Genomic DNA, 16,308 nt, shown 5'->3' with positions numbered 1-16,308 from the left:
GCTGAGGGAGCGTGAACTTCTTCGGGGCACGGTGATGCCAGTAACGACGCACCGTCCGACGACCCAGCTCGTGGGCGGCAAGCAGCAACGCGATGGGAGACTTCGTCGTTCGCACCCACACCGTACGGAAACAACACTACCTACAGTTTAGCTAGCAACGATAAGATTTCTACAGAGCTACTTTTGTCCCTAAGATTCGATGCGCCAGAACGGGACAAAAGTCGGCCCGTCAGCAGGCCGGGGCGGCGGCCGGGCTTCGCCATTCGCCCAGCTGGGCGTTGCGTCTAGAATGGGAGTCTCACCGGCTGGGGAGCAGAACGCCAATCCAGGAGACACGATGCCCGACTTTGCCCAACGCGGGCCGATCACCACGCTGCACGACCTCGGAACCGTCGAAATCGGTCAGCTCGAGGCCGAGCTGCGGGACGCGGTGCGGCGCAACCCGATCGGGCTGGTGCTGCCGATCACCGCGTCGGACATGCGGGCCCAGCCGTTCGCCAACATCACCCAGAAGCTGGGCGAGGCGGACTACGTCGACACCGTGACGGTCGTGCTGAACCGGGCCGACTCGCCGGAGGACTACCGCGAGGCGGTCCGCCTGACGGCGCCGATGGGCGACAAAGTGCAGATCCTGTGGACCGACGGCCCCCGCGGGCAGGACGCGCTGAACGACCTGCTCGAGGCGGGCTTCACGGTGTCCCGCCCCGGCAAGGGCCGCGCCGTGTGGTTCGCGTTCGGCCACCTGCTGGCAGACACCCAGCTCAAGGCGTTCGTGCTGCAGGACGGCGACATCGTCGGCTACGACAACGAGATGCTGATCCGGCTGGCGCTGCCGATGGCCCACCCCGGCATGGACTTCGACTTCTGCAAGGCGTTCTACGCGCGGTGCACCGACCGCATGCACGGACGCGTGGTGCGGCTGCTGGTGGTGCCGTTCGTGCGGGCGCTGATCACGGTGCTCGGCAGCGACCCTTACCTGGTGTTTCTGCGGAGCTTCCGCTACCCGCTGGCGGGCGAGTTCGCCATCACGTCCACGCTCGCCCGGTCGAACCGCATCCCGTGCGACTGGGGGCTGGAGGTCGGCACGCTGAGCGAGGTGTTCCGCAACACGTCGCCCAAGCGGGTCTGCCAGGTCGACATCGCGCGGCTGTACGAGCACAAGCACCAGCCGCTGTCGCTCGGGGACCCGTCCAAGGGCCTCATGAAGATGGCGTCGGACATCCTGCGGAGCATCGTCCGCACGCTGGCCAGCCGCGGCATGGTGCTGAGCAACGGGCACTTTATCTCGCTGCGGTCGGCCTACCTGCGGCTGGCGCAGGACGCCATCCGCCAGTACCACGCCGACAGCCTGATGAACGGCCTGCAGTACGACCGCCACAGCGAGGAGCAGGCGATCGAGGGCTTCGCCGAGCTGATCACGCAGACCGGTCAGGCCGTGTCGGACGACCCGTCCGGCGAACCGGCCCTGCCCACCTGGACCCGCGTCATGACCGCGTTCCCCGAGTTCCCCCAGCGGCTGCGCGATATCGTGCGGCTGGACCGGGAAGAGTACGCGGGCTAGCGGGCCTTCTCCCCACGCGGTGGCCCCCATCGGTGCGGGACAATCCGAATGCCCAGGGACTTCGGCCGGGCGGTGATCCACGCCCTGCGGCGGCTGCCAAGGCCCGGCCGTTCGGGGTAAGATGGGCCGGCTACGGCGGGCCCCAGAGGAAACGGACCGCGGATTGGGCCCGCGACGCGCTGCAAAGGGAAACGAGACGATGAAGGTACTGGTGGTTGGCGGCGGCGGGCGCGAGCACGCCCTGGCATGGAAGATCGCACAGAGCCCCCGGGCGGACGTGGTGTTCGTGGCTCCGGGGAACGCGGGCACCGCGGCCGACGCGGAGCTGGGCATCCAGAACGTGTCGGTCGGCAGCGACGACGTCGCCGGCCTGGTGGAGTTCGCCAAGAAGAACGAGGTCGGGCTGACGGTGGTCGGCCCCGAGGCGCCGCTCGTGGCCGGGCTGGTCGACGCGCTGCAGGAGTCCGGCCTGCGGGCGTTCGGCCCCTCGAAGGCGGCCGCCGCGCTCGAGGGGAGCAAGGTGTTCTGCAAGGACCTGCTCCGCCACGCCGACGTTCCGTCGGGCGATTACAAGGCGTTCAAGGACGCCGAGGGCGCGCTGAGCTACCTGAACGACCGCGAGGACGTGCCGCTGGTGGTGAAGGCCGACGGCCTGGCGGCCGGTAAGGGCGTGGTGGTGTGCGACAACCGCGCCGAGGCGATTGACGCGGTCGAGCGGATCGCCAGCCGCCGCGAGTTTGGTGACGCCGGCGCGCAACTGATCATCGAAGAGCGGCTGCACGGCCACGAAGCGTCGGTGCTGGCGATCACCGACGGGCGGTCGATCCTCACCCTGCCGCCGGCCCAGGACCACAAGCCCGCCGGCGACGGCGACACCGGCCCCAACACCGGCGGCATGGGCGCCTACTGCCCTACCCCGCTGCTGACGGACGAGCAGCTGGCCATGATCGAAGAAACGGTCCTCGTGCCGACCGTGCACCACATGAAGCGGCAGCGGCGGCCGTTCCAGGGCGTGCTCTACGCGGGGCTGATGATCACCAAGCAGGGCCCCAAGGTGCTGGAGTATAACGTCCGGCTGGGCGACCCGGAGTGCCAGCCGCTGTTGATGCGGCTCAAGACCGACCTGCTCGAGGTGCTGGACGCGGCGGTCGACAAGCGGCTCGACTCGCTGCCGCCGCTGGAGTGGGACCCGCGCCCAGCGGTCTGCGTGGTGATGGCGAGCGAAGGCTACCCGGGAAGCTATGAGAAGGGCTTCCCGATCCGCGGCCTGGACGACGCCGCCGGCCTGCCCGACGTGAAGGTGTTCCACGCCGGCGCCAGCCTGGTGAACGGCGCGGTGGTGAACACCGGAGGCCGGGTGCTGGGGGTGACCGCCATGGGCGACACCATCGCCGCGGCGAAACTCCAAGCCTACAAAGCGGTTAAGTGCATCCGTTGGCAGGGAGCGTGGTGCCGCAAGGACATCAGCGACAAGGCCATGACCTACCAGTAGGCCCGCCAGACGCAGAACTGCTACAAGCCGTTATTTGCGCTGAACGGGCGAGGAATCAGTTGGATGTTGCGTCCGATCCCGTAAACTTGCTAGTAGAGAACCGTGGCCGCGTTCACTGCGTAAAACTAAACGTGCAACTGCTCCTCCGACATCTCGTTCTGCTGCTGACCGCCGCCGGGACCGTGATCCCGTCGCAGGCGCTAGCGCAGTGCGGTTGCGCCGACGCCCGCCGCCAAGCCGCTGCCGAGGCCGATCAGCCAAGCTGCTGCCAAGCCACGGCGGGGTGCTGCGGCGCCTCTGAAGTGAGCTGCTGCCAGGACAAGACCGGCGATACGGCCGAACACCAGCAGTGCTGTGGCGCCGGCGGATGCCGCTGCCTGGGCTGCGACGGTTCTCGACCTGAAGCACCGCAGATCAACTACACTGCTAGCGTCGACGACCTCAAGATGGTCGACACGCTCGCCTTCGCCCCCCTGCCTGTTGTCGCGCCTACCTCTGAGTTGAGTGCGGCAACGCTAGTTCTCCCACCGCGTTTAGGGGCGCCGCCCGGCGTCCGCCTGCAGGCGGTGCTGTGTGTGTGGACGATTTGACTCGCAGGCTTGGCCTTTGCGCACTGGCCGTGCTATCGCCAAGCCAAGCTTGAGTCCGATCCCCGTGGCTGCTATACGGCCACGGTTCCTTCCACACCAAACTGGAGAACTAGACGATGACCAACTCTATCAAGTTTATTGCGCTCTTGGCGATTGTAGCGGTCGGCGTGTTCGCGTACCGCTCCACCGCCAACACCAAGGCGGAAGCCGTCGGCTCGACGGCCGCCGCTTGCAAGTGCGGCGCGGACTGCAAGTGCGACCCGTGCAAGTGCGGCGATGAGTCGTGCTGTGCCGAAAGCCAGTGCTGCTCCGAGAGCAAGTGCTGCGACGGCGAGCAGTGCAGCGAGAGCGGCTGCTGCTCATCGGATGAGTGCGCCTGCTGCACCGGAGCCGACTGCACCGGAGCCGACTGCACCTGCGACGCCTGCGAGTGCGACGGCGGGGACTGCGAGTCGTGCTCGTGCGACGGCGCGTGCTGCGAGTCCGACAAGCAGGCCGCCTAACACGGCCCGCGATTGCTGAGTAAACCCGAACGCCCCTCCGGCGGGACTTTCCCGCCGGAGGGGTTTTGCGTGTCGGGCCCGGAACGGCGAGAATCGCAGCATGAACCGCATCGACCTCGCGCTCCGCAGCCTGCGCTACTACTACCGCACCCACCTTGCCGTCCTGCTGGGCGTGGCGGTCGCCACCGCGGTGATGACCGGCGCTCTGCTGGTGGGCGACTCCGTCCGCGGCAGCCTCAAGGGGCTGGTGCTGGAGCGGCTGGGATCCATCGACTACGCGCTGGTTACCCAGCAGCCGTTCCGGGCGGAGCTGGCTAGCGAGCTCTCCGCCGCGGAGGGATTCGAGCAGCGGTTCCACCTGGCCACGCCCGCTCTGCTGCTGCAGGCGACCGTCACCCACCGGGCCGACGGGCAGACCCGCCGCGCCAGCGACGTGCAGCTGCTGGGCGTCACGCCCGACTTCGGCCGGTTCAACACCGCCCAAGACACACTGGAGCCCGCCTGGCAGATCCCCGCCGGCGAGGCGTGGCTCACGCCGGCGGTCGCCGAGGAGCTGGGCGTGGGCGCCGGTGACGAGATCTTCCTGCTGCTGCCGTCGGTCGAGGCGATCCCGTCGGACAGCCCGCTGGGAGAGAAGCAGGACACCACCATCGGCCAGCGGGTCACGGTGGGCCGCGTGCTGCCCGACGCCGGCATCGCCCGCTTCACGCTCCAGCCGACGCAGCGGCCGCCGAAGTCGATCTTCGTTTCGCTCGCGGCGGCCCAGCAGGCGGTCGAACTGCCCGGCAAGGCGAACCTGCTGCTCGTCGGCGCCGAGAAACCGGGCGTGGACGGCGGCCAGTGGCTGGCGGACAACCTCAAGCCCACGCTTGACGACTACGGGCTGTCGGTCAAGGCGGTCGCACACGGCGAGGCCGTCCAGGTCGAATCCAGCCAGCTCGTGCTGAGCGACGCCGCGGTCGACGCGATCACCGCCGCGTTGAACGCCGCGCCCCAACCGGCGGTCACGTACCTTGCCAACACGATCCGCCACGGCGACAAGTCGGTCCCCTACTCAACGATCACAGGCGTCGAATCGCAGGCTGGCATCGGCCCGGTGCTCGGCGCAGATGGCGAACCACTTAGCCCTGGCCCGGACGAGATCATCCTCAACCGTTGGGCGGCTGATGCGCTCGGGGCCGAGATCGGTGATGAGTTCACCGTGACCTACTACGAACCGGAGACCACCCACGGAGAACTAGTCGAGGCGCCGCCGCTCCGTCTCAGACTAGTCGGAATCGCCGAACTTGAGGACTCCGCCGCCACCGCGAGGCCCACGCTGGCGTCCGACCCAACGCTCACGCCCGAGCTCGAAGGCGTGACCGACGCCGAAAGCATCAACGACTGGGACCTGCCGTTCGAGCTCGTCGAGCCGATCACGCAGGCCGACGAGGACTACTGGGACCTGCACAGCACCACCCCGAAGGCGTTTGTCTCGTTCGAATTGGCCAAGAAGCTGTGGTCGACGCGGTGGGGAACCGTGAGCCTGCTTAGGTTTCCCACAGAAAGCCTGGGAATCAGCGGCGAGTCTGGCGGCGAGCCGGCGCCCGACAACGAAGCGATGGCCAAGCTTACGCAGCGGCTACGCGGCGGCCTCGATCCGGCCGACCTCGGCTTCGAGTTCCGCCCCATCAAACGGCTCGGCCTTGCCGCCGCGAGCGGCACCACGCCGTTCGACGGGCTGTTCTTCGGGTTCAGCATGTTCCTGATCGGGTCGGCGGTGATGCTGATCGCCCTGCTGTTCCGGCTCGGCGTGGACCAGCGGGCTCGGCAGGTCGGTGTGCTGGGCGCCGTGGGGTGGGACGCCAAGCGGATCCGCCGAGTGCTGACCCTCGAGGGCCTGGTGGTCGCCACGGTTGGCGCCGCGGTCGGCGTGCTGGGCGGGATCGCCTACGCCTGGCTGATGCTCGCCGGGCTCCGCACGCTGTGGGTGGGAGCAATCGTCACGCCGTTCATCACGCTCCACGTCACCCCGCGCAGCCTGCTGATCGGCTACGTGGTGGGCGTCATCGCCGCCTGGCTGGCGATCGCGTGGTCGCTCCGCGGGCTGCTGAAGAACTCCACCCGCGCGCTGCTCAGCGGGCAGTCGCAGGACTCTCCAACCGATGGGGCAAAGCCCGGCCGTTGGGCCTGGTGGGTGTCGGTGCTCTCGCTGGGTGCGGCGGTTGGGCTCGGCGTGGCCGCGACCAACCTGCGCGGCGAATCGCAGGCGGGAGCCTTCTTCGGCTCGGGCGTGCTGGCCCTCGTGTATCTGCTCACGGCCGTGCGGGGCAGGCTCGTCGGCCGCCCGATCCGCAGCGACGCGCCGGCTCACTACGGCGTCACGTCGCTCGCGGTGCGCAACCTGGCGCGGACGCCGACGCGGTCGCTGCTGACCATCGGACTGGTGGGGGCGGCCAGCTTCTTGATTCTGGCGATCGGCGCCTTCCGGCTCCCGCCGACTGAGGCCGGCACCGGCGGCTACGACCTGGTCGCCCTCAGCGACCAGCCGCTGCACTTCGACCTCGGCACGCCCGAAGGGCGTCGGGAGTACGCGTTCCGACGCGATGATGAGGCGCGGTTCAACAACTGGCAGGTCGACTCCCTCCGGGTTTACGACGGCGAAGACGCCAGCTGCTTGAACCTGTACCAAACATCGCAGCCCCGCGTGCTGGGAGTACCCGACAAGTTCTACGCCCCGTTCGAGTGGGCCGACTTCCGGTCGCCCAAGAACTTGAAAGGCGCCAATGGTTGGAACGACCTCAACCTGGACCTCGGCTTCGACTCGAACGGCCGCCCGGTGGTGCCGGTGGTGCTCGATTTCAACACGGCGATGTACAGCCTGAAACTGTACGGCGGCGTCGGGGCGCGGCTGACCATCGAAGACTCGGCGCAGCGCGAGATCACGCTGGAAGTGGTCGGGCTGCTGAAGAACAGCCTGCTGCAGGGCGACCTGCTCATGTCGGAGGCAAACTTTCTGCAACTCTTTCCCGAGACCGGCGGCTACCGCTTCTTCCTCATCAAGTCCAAACCGCCGGGCGGCGACCAGGCGGCCTTCACCGCGCTGCTCGAGGATCAGTTGAGCGACTACGGGTTCGACGCCGAAGACGCGCGCGACCGCCTGGCAGGCTTCCTGGCGGTGCAGAACACGTACTTGTCGACGTTCCAGACGATCGGCGCCCTGGGCCTGCTGCTGGGCGCAGTCGGGGTAGCGGTAGTGCAGCTCCGCAACGTGGCTCAGCGGCGGGGCGAGCTGGCGTTGCTGCGGGCCGGCGGGTTTACGGCGTCCCGACTCGAGTCGCTGGTGCTGCGAGAGAACCTGGCGTTGCTGCTTGGTGGACTCGGCGTCGGCGCCCTGGCCGCGGCGGTGGCGTTGGCGCCGCAGTCGCTCGTTGGCGACGCCTCTTTCCCGTGGCTGAGCGCACTAGTGCTGCTCGCGGTGATCGTCGGCGTCGGACTGGCGGTGGGTTGGCTGGCGACGCGCCGCACCATCGCGGCCCCGCTCTTGCCCGCGCTCCGCGGCGAGTAGCAACGCCCGCGGCCCGCAGAAAAACAGCCGGCCGGGCCTATCAGGCGGGTTGCCAGCCGCTTACATTGCAACCTAGCCGACGCCCGCCCCTCCCCCCGCCCAACGATGCCGTATGCGTGGAATGCTGTTTGTTGTCGCCTCGTTCGCTTTGACGGTGCTGTGCTGGGGCCTCTACGGTCCCCTGCTGCACGAGGGGCAGCACCAGATGTCCACCGTCGAAGGACAGTACGCCCGGCTCCTGCCCTTCGTGTGCGTGGGGCTCGCGTACTTTGCGGTTGGCGTCGTCGCCCCGATCGCATGGCTGCAGACCCGTGGTGAGCAGGGCCACTGGACGTCGCGCGGCGCGTTGCTGAGTCTCGGCGCCGGCGCGCTTGGCGCTCTGGGAGCGCTGGGGATCGTCATGGCGTTCACGTTCGGGGGGAAGCCTTCGTACGTGATGCCGCTGGTGTTTGGCGGAGCGCCCGTGGTGAACTCGTTCGTCACGATCTTCCTGGCCCGGAAGATGAAGGAGATCGGGCCCATGTTCCTCGCCGGGTTGATCATCGTTGTGCTCGGGGCCGTGACGGTGCTCATCTTCAAGCCGGCCGACGCCGCGAAACCCAAGGCGGACGCTGCCGTTGCAGCCAAGACCGACTCCGCCCCAGACCCTGCGCCCGAGGGGATCGAGGATGTGGTGGTCGAGCAGACGAAAGAAGCCACAAAGACCGCCAGCAACTTCTTACTTCAGCTTCTGTCGATCGCTACGGTCGTGGTCTGCTGGGGCACGTACGGCCCCACGCTGCACAAGGGGCAGGCGGCCATGGACAACAGCAAGATGCGTCCTCTGCTGTGCGTGGGGATCTCGTATTTCGTGATCGCCGTGCTCGGGTCCGAGCTGATCCTCAGCGTCTACCCGGAAAACAGCCACTGGGACTTCACCGGCGCGGTGTGGAGCCTGATGGCGGGCGCGGCGGGCGCCTTGGGGGCGTTGGGGATCATCATGGCATTCAACTTCGGCGGCAAACCGGTGTACGTGATGCCATTGGTGTTCGGCGGGGCGCCGGTTGTTAACACCTTCTTCACGATCGTCGCCAAGGGGCAATACAACCAGATCAATCCCCTATTCTGGGCGGGCCTGATAATGGTGATTGCGGGCGCCGTGATCGTGCTGGTGTTCGCCCCCCGCGGCGGCCCCAAGAAGCCCGCGAAGAAACCGGCCGAGTCGGCCGAGCCGTCGCCCGCTTAGCGACCCGGGCCGCTAAGAACAAGAAATGCTCTCGGCGTTCGCCAAGATCCACGACCGTCGTGCGAAATAAGCGGCAGCGGATCAACGAATTCGTGTATGATGCGCCGGCCCGCTTGGCCACACAGCTCTTCCTGACGGAGTCCCCGATGCCCACCCCCCAGACGCTGCCCGCAGCGGCCCTGCTTGTCGCTTACCTGCTCAGCCCGCTCGCCTGCCTGGCGGACGACTTCTCGCTCAAAGCGCTTGTGCCCTCCGAAGCGCAGATGGCTGTCGTTTGGCGACAAAACCCGGAGCGGGAGCCCCAGCGGGAGCAGCTGGCGAAGGTGCTAGAGACCTTCCGCAAGGAACGCATCGCCGAACGCGTCTTCGACATTATCCAGGGACGCATCGAGGAGGACGACCTCGAAGAAGCCCAGCAAAACATCGCCGAATTGCGGGAGGCGACCGCCTCCGCGTCGCTCGATGCTTTGACCAACGCGAGCGAGGCCGCGTTCTTCCAGGTAGCCGAGGGCGAGGCCGCCAACAACGTCATTGCGGTGCGGATGACGCCCGAGGCGGTCAGCGGCTACGTCGAGGCCGCCAAGAACCTGCTGGCCCTGGCGGAGCAGAAGTCGGGCGACGAGTTCTCGATCACCGAAGAGCAGGTCGACGGCGCCAACTACCTGACCGTGTACCCGCCCTCCCCCGCCCCGATGCAGCCCACGCTGGCCGGCAAGGACGGCGTGCTGATCTTCAGCACGTCGCAGTCGTTGGCCCGCGCCGCGGTGATGCGGCTTAGCTCGGACTCGCCCGAGTCGAAGTTCGACGAGCCCCGCCTGAAGGACGCGCTGGCCAAGCTGCCCGCCGCCGAGGACTCCGTCTACTTCTACGACGGCAAGCAGCAGTTCAAGTCGCTCCGCGACCAGCTCGCCCCCGCGCTCGAGGCGATCAAGCAGCAGGGCGATGGCGACGCCAACGCGGCCGCGGCGGTGCGCCTGATCCACGCATTGATGGACGAGCTGGCGGTCACAGACCTGGAGGTCGCGGTCGGCTACACCGAGGAAGGGCACAACCGCACCGATACGCTGGGCATGCTGCTCCCGGGCACCGACGAGCGGCTGCTGCGGCAGGTGCTCGTCGGCGGCGAGCCCCTGCAAGACTGGACCCGCTGGACGCCCGCCGGCGCCGCCGCGTTCCGACTCAGCTCCGGCGTCGACCTGCAGGCCCTGTACACGCGGGTGCTGGGCGTGTTCTCGCGCGAGGCGCCCGAACTCGCCGCCGAGGCCCTGGTGCAGCTCACCAAGGTAGAAGACCAGCTGCAACTCAACCTGGAAGACGACATCCTGGCCCTGTTCTCCGGGCAGTCGGTGTCCGTGACCCTGGCCGACGGGCAGTCGTTCGCCGCGTTGAAGTGCCGGCAGCCGGAGCACACCCGCGAGCTGCTGCACCGTGCGATCGACGCGGCCGTTCAGATCCCGCAGGTCGCCCAGCAGCAGCTCGAGCTGGTCGAGAGCGAGACCCTGCCCGGCTTCGAGGACCTGAGGGCGTCGTTCTTCGCGGCGGTTGGCGTGCGGCCGGTGATCGGCTTCAAGGACGGCTGGATGATCTTCGCCACCACCCCCGAGGCGGCCCAGCAGGCGATCGACGTCCGCTGGGGCGATGCCGATTCGTTCGCGTCGACCGAGGCGTTCGAGCGGTTTGGACTCGAAGTGTCCGGTCCCGTGTCGGCGATCTCGTACTCGGACACCGCCGGCGCGTTCCGCAAGACGGCCCAGTACATCAACCAGGCGGCGGCGATGGCGCCGCTGCTCGCCGGCGCCGCCCTGCAGGAGGCCGACCCCAAGGACGCCGAGGCGATCCAGAAGGTGATCGCGCTGCTGCCAAGCATCGCCAGGGTGATCGAGAAGCTCGATTTCATGGAGGCGCAGCTCGCGGTGCAGCGCCCGGGCGACACGCACGACTCCTACCGCAAGGAGTCCGTCATGCTGATCCGGCAGGACTGACTCGGGCGCCCGCAGACCCGCGGGTCCACTGGCAGCCGGGTTTGGGTATCTTCGTGGCGAGATCGTTAGTATGCTAACGATTCCCCCTCCGCTGCGTCCCCACCCGGCCCACCAGTGACCAACTACGACTTCGAAGACAGCATCGGCTTCTGGCTAGCGGTGACGCACCAGGCCTATACCCGGCGGCTCGAGTCCACGCTCGCCCCGCACGGCATCACGTACCGCCAGGCGCAGGTGCTGGGCTACTTGGCTTTAGAGGGGCCGCTCTTTCAGGCGGACCTGGCCGCCAAGATGCTGATCGAGCCCCCCAGCCTGGTTGGCGTGATCGATCGCATGGAGGCCGCCGAGCTCATCGAGCGGCAGCCCTGCCCCGATGACCGCCGCAAGAAGATGATCCACCCCCTGCCCGGTTCCAACCAGGTGTGGAAGAAAGTCACCCGGTGCGCCAAGAACCTCCGCACCGAGGCGTCGGAGGGGCTGTCCGACCGTGAACAAGCCACGCTGAAACGGCTCCTCAAGAAGGTGCGCGACAATGTCGCATAGCCAGCCCTTACGCTTGGTGGCCCTCGTGGCCGCGCTCTTGTCCGGGGCCGCTGCGCAAGCGCAGCCGGGCGGCGGCGCCCCGCCGGTGATCGCGGCCCGCGCCGTGGAGCAGGAAGTGATGGACTCGCGTTCGTTTGTCGGCACCGTGGTGCCGGTCAAACGCGCGGTGGTTGGCAGCGCAGTTGCCGGACGGGTCGTTGAGTGCCCTATCGAGGCCGGCGACCGTGTGGAACGGATGGCGGAACTCGCCCAGCTGCTCACCGAGACGATCTCGCTCGAGATCGCCTCCGCTGAGGGCGAGCTGTCGCTGCGTCAGCAGCAGCTGGCGGAGCTCGAGAACGGCACGCGTCCCGAAGAGATCAAACAGGCGCTCGCCAAGATGCAGGCGGCCGAGGCCCGCCGCGACTTCCTGGCCGCCCGACGCGACCGGCTGGCAACCATCGCCAAGACCCGCGGCGCGATCACCGAGGACGAGCTCCAGGAGGCCCGGGCCAACGCGTCCGAGGCGGAGCAGATCTACCTCGAGGCTCAGGCGGCGCACGAGCTGGCCGTGGCGGGGCCACGCGAAGAGGTCATCGCCCAGTACCGTGCGCAGGTGCAGATGCAGCAGGCGGTCGTGGAGCGTCTGAAGGACCAGCGCAAGAAGTACACGGTCACCACCAAGTTCGACGGGTACGTCGTGGCGAAGCACACCGAAATCGGCGCCTGGCTCAACCAGGGCGACCCGGTCGCCGAGGTAGTGGCGATCGACGAGGTCGACATCGACGTAAAGGTGGGCGAGCAGAGCCTGCCGTTCATCCGCCCCGGCGAACCGGTGCAGGTGGTCGTGCCGGCGCTCCCCGGCCCGCCGCTCGAGGGGAAGATCCTGGCCACCGTTCCGCAGGGCGACCTCCGCACGCGCACCTTCTCGGTCAAGGTGCGGCTGCCCAATCAGATCACCGACGACGGCCCGCTGCTGAAGCCCGGCATGTACGCCCGCGTCACGCTGCCGATCGGCGGGCGGGTGGTCGCCACGATGGTCCCCAAGGACGCCATCATCCACGGCGGCGCGTCGCCGATGCTGTTCGCGGCGGACGCGACCACCGGCGTCGGCCAGACCGTCAAGGTCCGGCCCGTGCCGGTCGAGATGGGGGTCGCCGAAGACGGGCTGACGCAGGTGACCGGCCAGCTGCGGCCCGGCGAGGTGGTGATCACGCACGGGAACGAGCGGCTGCGCCCGGGGCAGGAGGTGACGATCACCGAGCTAGACGCGCCGGCGCGCGGCGGAGCCAGCAGGTAGCTTCCATGAACATCGTCGAATCGCTCGTCCGAAACCCGGTGAAGGTCAGCGTCGGCGTGCTGCTGCTGGTGCTCTTCGGCGTGGTCGCCATGACCCAGCTGCCGATGCAGCTCACCCCCGAAGTCGAGACCCCCACCCTCACGATCACCACGCGTTGGCCGGGCGCGAGCCCCGCCGAGGTGGAGCAAGAGATCGTCATCGAGCAGGAAGACCAGCTCAAGGGCGTGGAGGGCGTGCAGAAGATGTCGTCGGAGAGCAAGGACTCTTCCGGCGAGATCACCCTCGAGTTCGCCGTCGGCGAGGACATGGACAGCGCGCTCGCCAAGGTGACCAGCGCGCTAAGCCAGGTGCCCGAGTACCCGGAAGATGTCGACCTGCCGGTGGTCTCTTCGGCCAACAGCTCGAGCCGCCCGATCGCGTGGTTCATCCTCAGCGCCCTGCCGGCCACCGACGAGCAGATCCTCGCGTTCGCGGAGGCCCACCCCGCCCTGAAGTCTCAGCTGGACCGCATTGCGGCCACCGAGAACATCGGCCTGCGGATGCACCGCCTGCGCGAGCTGGCCGCCCAGCACCCCGAGGCGGCCGTGCTCCTCCCGCCGCCGGACCTCAAGGTCGACCACCTCCGCCGCTTCGCCGAGGACGAACTCGCGGACCGCTTCAAGAACGTGGACGGGGTCGCCCAGTCGAACGTGATCGGCGGGCTGGAAGAGGAGCTGCAGGTCATTGTAGACATGGAGCGTCTGGCCGCCCGGCAGGTTACGCTCACCGCGCTGCGGGACGTGCTGCGGCTGGAGAACAAGAACACCTCGGCGGGCGACATCTGGGATGGAAAGAACCGCTATGTGGTGCGTCTGGACGGGCGGTTTGACTCGCCCCAACGCGTGCTGGAACTTCCGCTGGCCGTCCGCGAGGGGGCGCCGGTGTACGTCCGGGACGTCGCGGACGTGCGTTTCGGCTTCAAGAAGCCGGACGGCCTCGTCCGCCGGTACGGGGAAGAGAACATCGCGGTGAACGTCGTCCGCGAGACCGGCGCCAACGTCATCGACGTGATGGCCGGCCTGTACGAGACCAACGACTTCCTCAACCGCGAGATCCTCAACCCGAAGGGCCTCACCCTCACCCAGGTGTACGACGAGACCGACTACATCGAGTCCTCGGTCAACCTGGTGCAGCAGAACATCTTCCTCGGCGGCGCCCTGACAATGGTCGTGCTGATGGCGTTCCTGCACTTGGGCGCCCGTACGCTCGTCGTGGCGCCCATGATCCTGGCCTCGGCGATCGCGTCGGTCTACCTGAGCCCGTGGTGGTTTGCGTTGAGCCTGGCATTGATCATCGCGTCGGGTCTGTGGTTTGCCCGCGGCGCCCTGGTGGTCGGGCTGGCGATCCCGGTGAGCATCATCGGCACCTTCCTGATCCTCCGCGGCCTGGGGCGGTCGCTCAACGTGATCAGCCTGGCCGGCATGGCGTTCGCCGTCGGCATGCTGGTGGACAACGCGGTGGTGGTGCTGGAGAACATCTACCGCCGGTACACGTCACTCGGCGAGGCGCCGCTGCTGGCGTCGGTGCGGGGAACGCAGGAGGTGTGGGGCGCGGTGGTGTCGTCGACGCTGACCACCATCGCGGTCTTCCTGCCGGTGGTGTTCGTGCAGGAGGAAGCAGGGCAGCTGTTCCGCGACATCGCGTTGGCGATCAGCGCAGCGGTCGGCTTGTCGCTCATCGTGTCCGTGACGATGATCCCAACCGCCGCTTCTCGACTGTTCCACAAGCGGCAGGCTGCGCCGGCCGGTCCACCTCGGCCCGAACGCCACCAGCCGCTGATCTCCCGCGCGCTCGGTCGGATTGGCGGCGCCCTGGTCGGGGTCGTCTTGGCGACCAATCGTTGGGCCCAGGGCAGCACGCTCCGCCGGTTGACGACGGTCGTGCTGCTGATCGGCCTCGCCGGCGGCATCAGCTGGTCCCTGTGGCCGCGGGTGGAGTACCTGCCGACCGGCAACCGGAACCTGGTGATCGGCTTCGTTGTGCCGCCGCCGGGCTACAACATCAACCAGCTGCTAGAGCTGGGCCGCACGGTCGAGGCCGAGCTCAAACCCTACTGGGACGTCGAACCAGGCGTCGCCCCCGGGGACCTCGACGAACCCGCCATCTACGACTACTTCTTCGTGGTGCGCGGCCGCTCGGTATTCATGGGCGTGCGGGCGATGAACCCGCTGCGGTCCGGCGAGCTGGTGGGCATCCTGGGCCCCGCCCTCCGCGCCGCGCCCGGCGCGTTCGGCAGCGTAAAACAGACCAGCCTGTTCGAGAGCGGCCTGACAGCCGGCCGCACCGTGGACATCGAGATCACCGGCCCCGATGTCGAAAAGCTGGTGGGCATCGGCGCGCAGATTATGTCGCCCAAGGCGGCGGGCGGCTACGGCGTGATGCAGATGTACGAGGGCACCCAGGTGTTCCCCAAGCCGAGCCTCGACCTCTCCAGCCCCGAGCTGCACGTCACGGCCAAGCCGCTCAGCGCCCGTGCGGTGGAGATGCCGGCCCAAGACCTCGGCTTCGCGGTGAACGTGCTGGTCGACGGCGCCTACGTGAGCGATTACTACCAGGGCGGCAAGAAGATCGACCTGACCGTGATGAGCGAGGGACGCTTTGCCGACCGAACGCAGCGGCTGGACTCGGCGCCCATCGCCACGCCCGACGGCCAGTTGGTGCCGCTCAGCGCTGTGGCGAACGTCCGTTACGGCAGCGGTCCCGAGCAGATCAACCACCGGGAAAAGATCCGCTCGGTCACGCTGCAGGTGACGCCGCCGGAGTCCGTCGCACTCGAGGACGTCATCAAGCGGATCGAGTCCGAAATCGTAGCGCCGATCCGCGCCAGCGGCCAGCTCGAGGGCGGCTACCGCATCGCCCTCGCCGGCACCGCCGACAAGCTTAGTGAAACCTGGCGGGCGTTGCGGTTCAACGTCATGCTGGCGCTGCTGATCACGTACCTGCTGATGGCGGCGTTGTTCGAGTCGTGGCTGTACCCGCTGATCATCATCCTCAGCGTGCCGCTGGGCGCCGCGGGCGGGGTGCTCGGGCTGTGGATCTTGAACTGGTTCGTGCTCCAGCCGCTGGACGTGCTGACTATGCTCGGCTTCGTGGTGCTGATCGGCACCGTGGTGAACAACCCGATCCTGATTGTGCACCAGTCGTTGATCCACCTCCGCGAGGACGGCATGACGCCACGTGACGCCATCCTGCAGAGCGTCCGGACGCGCATCCGACCGATCTTCATGACCACCACCACCACCGTGCTGGGTCTGCTGCCGCTGGTGCTGTTCCCTGGCGCCGGCAGCGAGTTGTACCGCGGCATCGGCAGCGTCGTGCTGGGCGGTCTGGTCGTGTCGACGCTGTTCACGCTGCTGCTGGTTCCCACGCTGTTCAGCCTGCTGCTGCGGGTGGCGCCGGTCGCGGCGGCGGACGAGCTATCCCCCTCGCACGCGTTGCCGGAGGGGCTGTCTAGCCAGCCAGAGCCTGCGCGGACCGTCGCGGTCTGAGGAGCAGCAGCGGCGGCTACGCGTTGCCGACCGGATCGGATATCTTGGGGGCGTTCTAT

The 16,308-nt window shown here is 68.0% G+C and carries 10 protein-coding genes; all 10 read left to right on the top strand.

Annotated elements, in window-relative coordinates; translation table 11 throughout:
* Nucleotides 1-337 precede the first annotated feature (337 nt).
* Nucleotides 338-1,561, top strand: a complete 1,224-nt coding sequence (locus KOR34_RS25740) for a glycosyl transferase (protein ID WP_146569025.1) — start codon at nt 338-340, stop codon at nt 1,559-1,561.
* 199 nt (nt 1,562-1,760) lie between these two features.
* Nucleotides 1,761-3,053 (top strand): phosphoribosylamine--glycine ligase, encoded by a 1,293-nt coding sequence (gene purD, locus KOR34_RS25735; RefSeq protein ID WP_146569024.1) that lies wholly within the window; start codon nt 1,761-1,763, stop codon nt 3,051-3,053.
* A 131-nt stretch (nt 3,054-3,184) separates the two neighbouring features.
* Nucleotides 3,185-3,643, top strand: a complete 459-nt coding sequence (locus KOR34_RS25730) for a hypothetical protein (RefSeq protein ID WP_146569023.1) — start codon at nt 3,185-3,187, stop codon at nt 3,641-3,643.
* A 116-nt stretch (nt 3,644-3,759) separates the two neighbouring features.
* On the top strand, nt 3,760-4,146 hold the full coding sequence (locus KOR34_RS25725) for a hypothetical protein (RefSeq protein WP_146569022.1): 387 nt from the start codon (nt 3,760-3,762) through the stop codon (nt 4,144-4,146).
* Between the two features lie 100 nt (nt 4,147-4,246).
* Nucleotides 4,247-7,693 carry an ABC transporter permease gene (locus tag KOR34_RS25720; protein ID WP_146569021.1) on the top strand — a complete coding sequence of 1,149 codons (3,447 nt, stop codon included), beginning with the start codon at nt 4,247-4,249 and terminating at the stop codon, nt 7,691-7,693.
* A gap of 112 nt (nt 7,694-7,805) precedes the next feature.
* Nucleotides 7,806-8,918, top strand: a complete 1,113-nt coding sequence (locus tag KOR34_RS25715) for a hypothetical protein (protein WP_146569020.1) — start codon at nt 7,806-7,808, stop codon at nt 8,916-8,918.
* Nucleotides 8,919-9,064: 146 nt separating this feature from the next.
* Nucleotides 9,065-10,900, top strand: coding sequence for a hypothetical protein (locus tag KOR34_RS25710; protein WP_146569019.1), 1,836 nt, complete (start codon nt 9,065-9,067; stop codon nt 10,898-10,900).
* Nucleotides 10,901-11,014: 114 nt separating this feature from the next.
* Entirely contained in the window at nt 11,015-11,443 is a 429-nt protein-coding gene (locus tag KOR34_RS25705) for a MarR family winged helix-turn-helix transcriptional regulator (protein WP_146569018.1), read from the top strand.
* Nucleotides 11,433-12,722 carry an efflux RND transporter periplasmic adaptor subunit gene (locus tag KOR34_RS25700; RefSeq protein WP_146569017.1) on the top strand — a complete coding sequence of 430 codons (1,290 nt, stop codon included), beginning with the start codon at nt 11,433-11,435 and terminating at the stop codon, nt 12,720-12,722. The genes KOR34_RS25705 and KOR34_RS25700 overlap by 11 nt, the downstream gene beginning before the upstream one ends.
* Before the next feature lie 5 nt (nt 12,723-12,727).
* Nucleotides 12,728-16,249, top strand: a complete 3,522-nt coding sequence (locus KOR34_RS25695; RefSeq protein ID WP_146569016.1) for an efflux RND transporter permease subunit — start codon at nt 12,728-12,730, stop codon at nt 16,247-16,249.
* The last annotated feature ends 59 nt before the right edge of the window (nt 16,250-16,308 follow it).

This window comes from Posidoniimonas corsicana (assembly GCF_007859765.1).
Taxonomy (GTDB): domain Bacteria; phylum Planctomycetota; class Planctomycetia; order Pirellulales; family Lacipirellulaceae; genus Posidoniimonas; species Posidoniimonas corsicana.
This window is presented reverse-complemented; position numbering and strand designations above follow the sequence as displayed.

Excerpts from the sequence above, each read along its gene's own strand:
- KOR34_RS25695 (WP_146569016.1), top strand. The coding sequence starts at position 12,728 with ATGAACATCGTCGAATCGCTCGTCCGAAACCCGGTGAAGGTCAGCGTC.
- KOR34_RS25720 (WP_146569021.1), top strand. The coding sequence starts at position 4,247 with ATGAACCGCATCGACCTCGCGCTCCGCAGCCTGCGCTACTACTACCGC.
- KOR34_RS25725 (WP_146569022.1), top strand. The coding sequence starts at position 3,760 with ATGACCAACTCTATCAAGTTTATTGCGCTCTTGGCGATTGTAGCGGTC.
- KOR34_RS25740 (WP_146569025.1), top strand. The coding sequence starts at position 338 with ATGCCCGACTTTGCCCAACGCGGGCCGATCACCACGCTGCACGACCTC.
- KOR34_RS25715 (WP_146569020.1), top strand. The coding sequence starts at position 7,806 with ATGCGTGGAATGCTGTTTGTTGTCGCCTCGTTCGCTTTGACGGTGCTG.
- purD (WP_146569024.1), top strand. The coding sequence starts at position 1,761 with ATGAAGGTACTGGTGGTTGGCGGCGGCGGGCGCGAGCACGCCCTGGCA.
- KOR34_RS25710 (WP_146569019.1), top strand. The coding sequence starts at position 9,065 with ATGCCCACCCCCCAGACGCTGCCCGCAGCGGCCCTGCTTGTCGCTTAC.
- KOR34_RS25700 (WP_146569017.1), top strand. The coding sequence starts at position 11,433 with ATGTCGCATAGCCAGCCCTTACGCTTGGTGGCCCTCGTGGCCGCGCTC.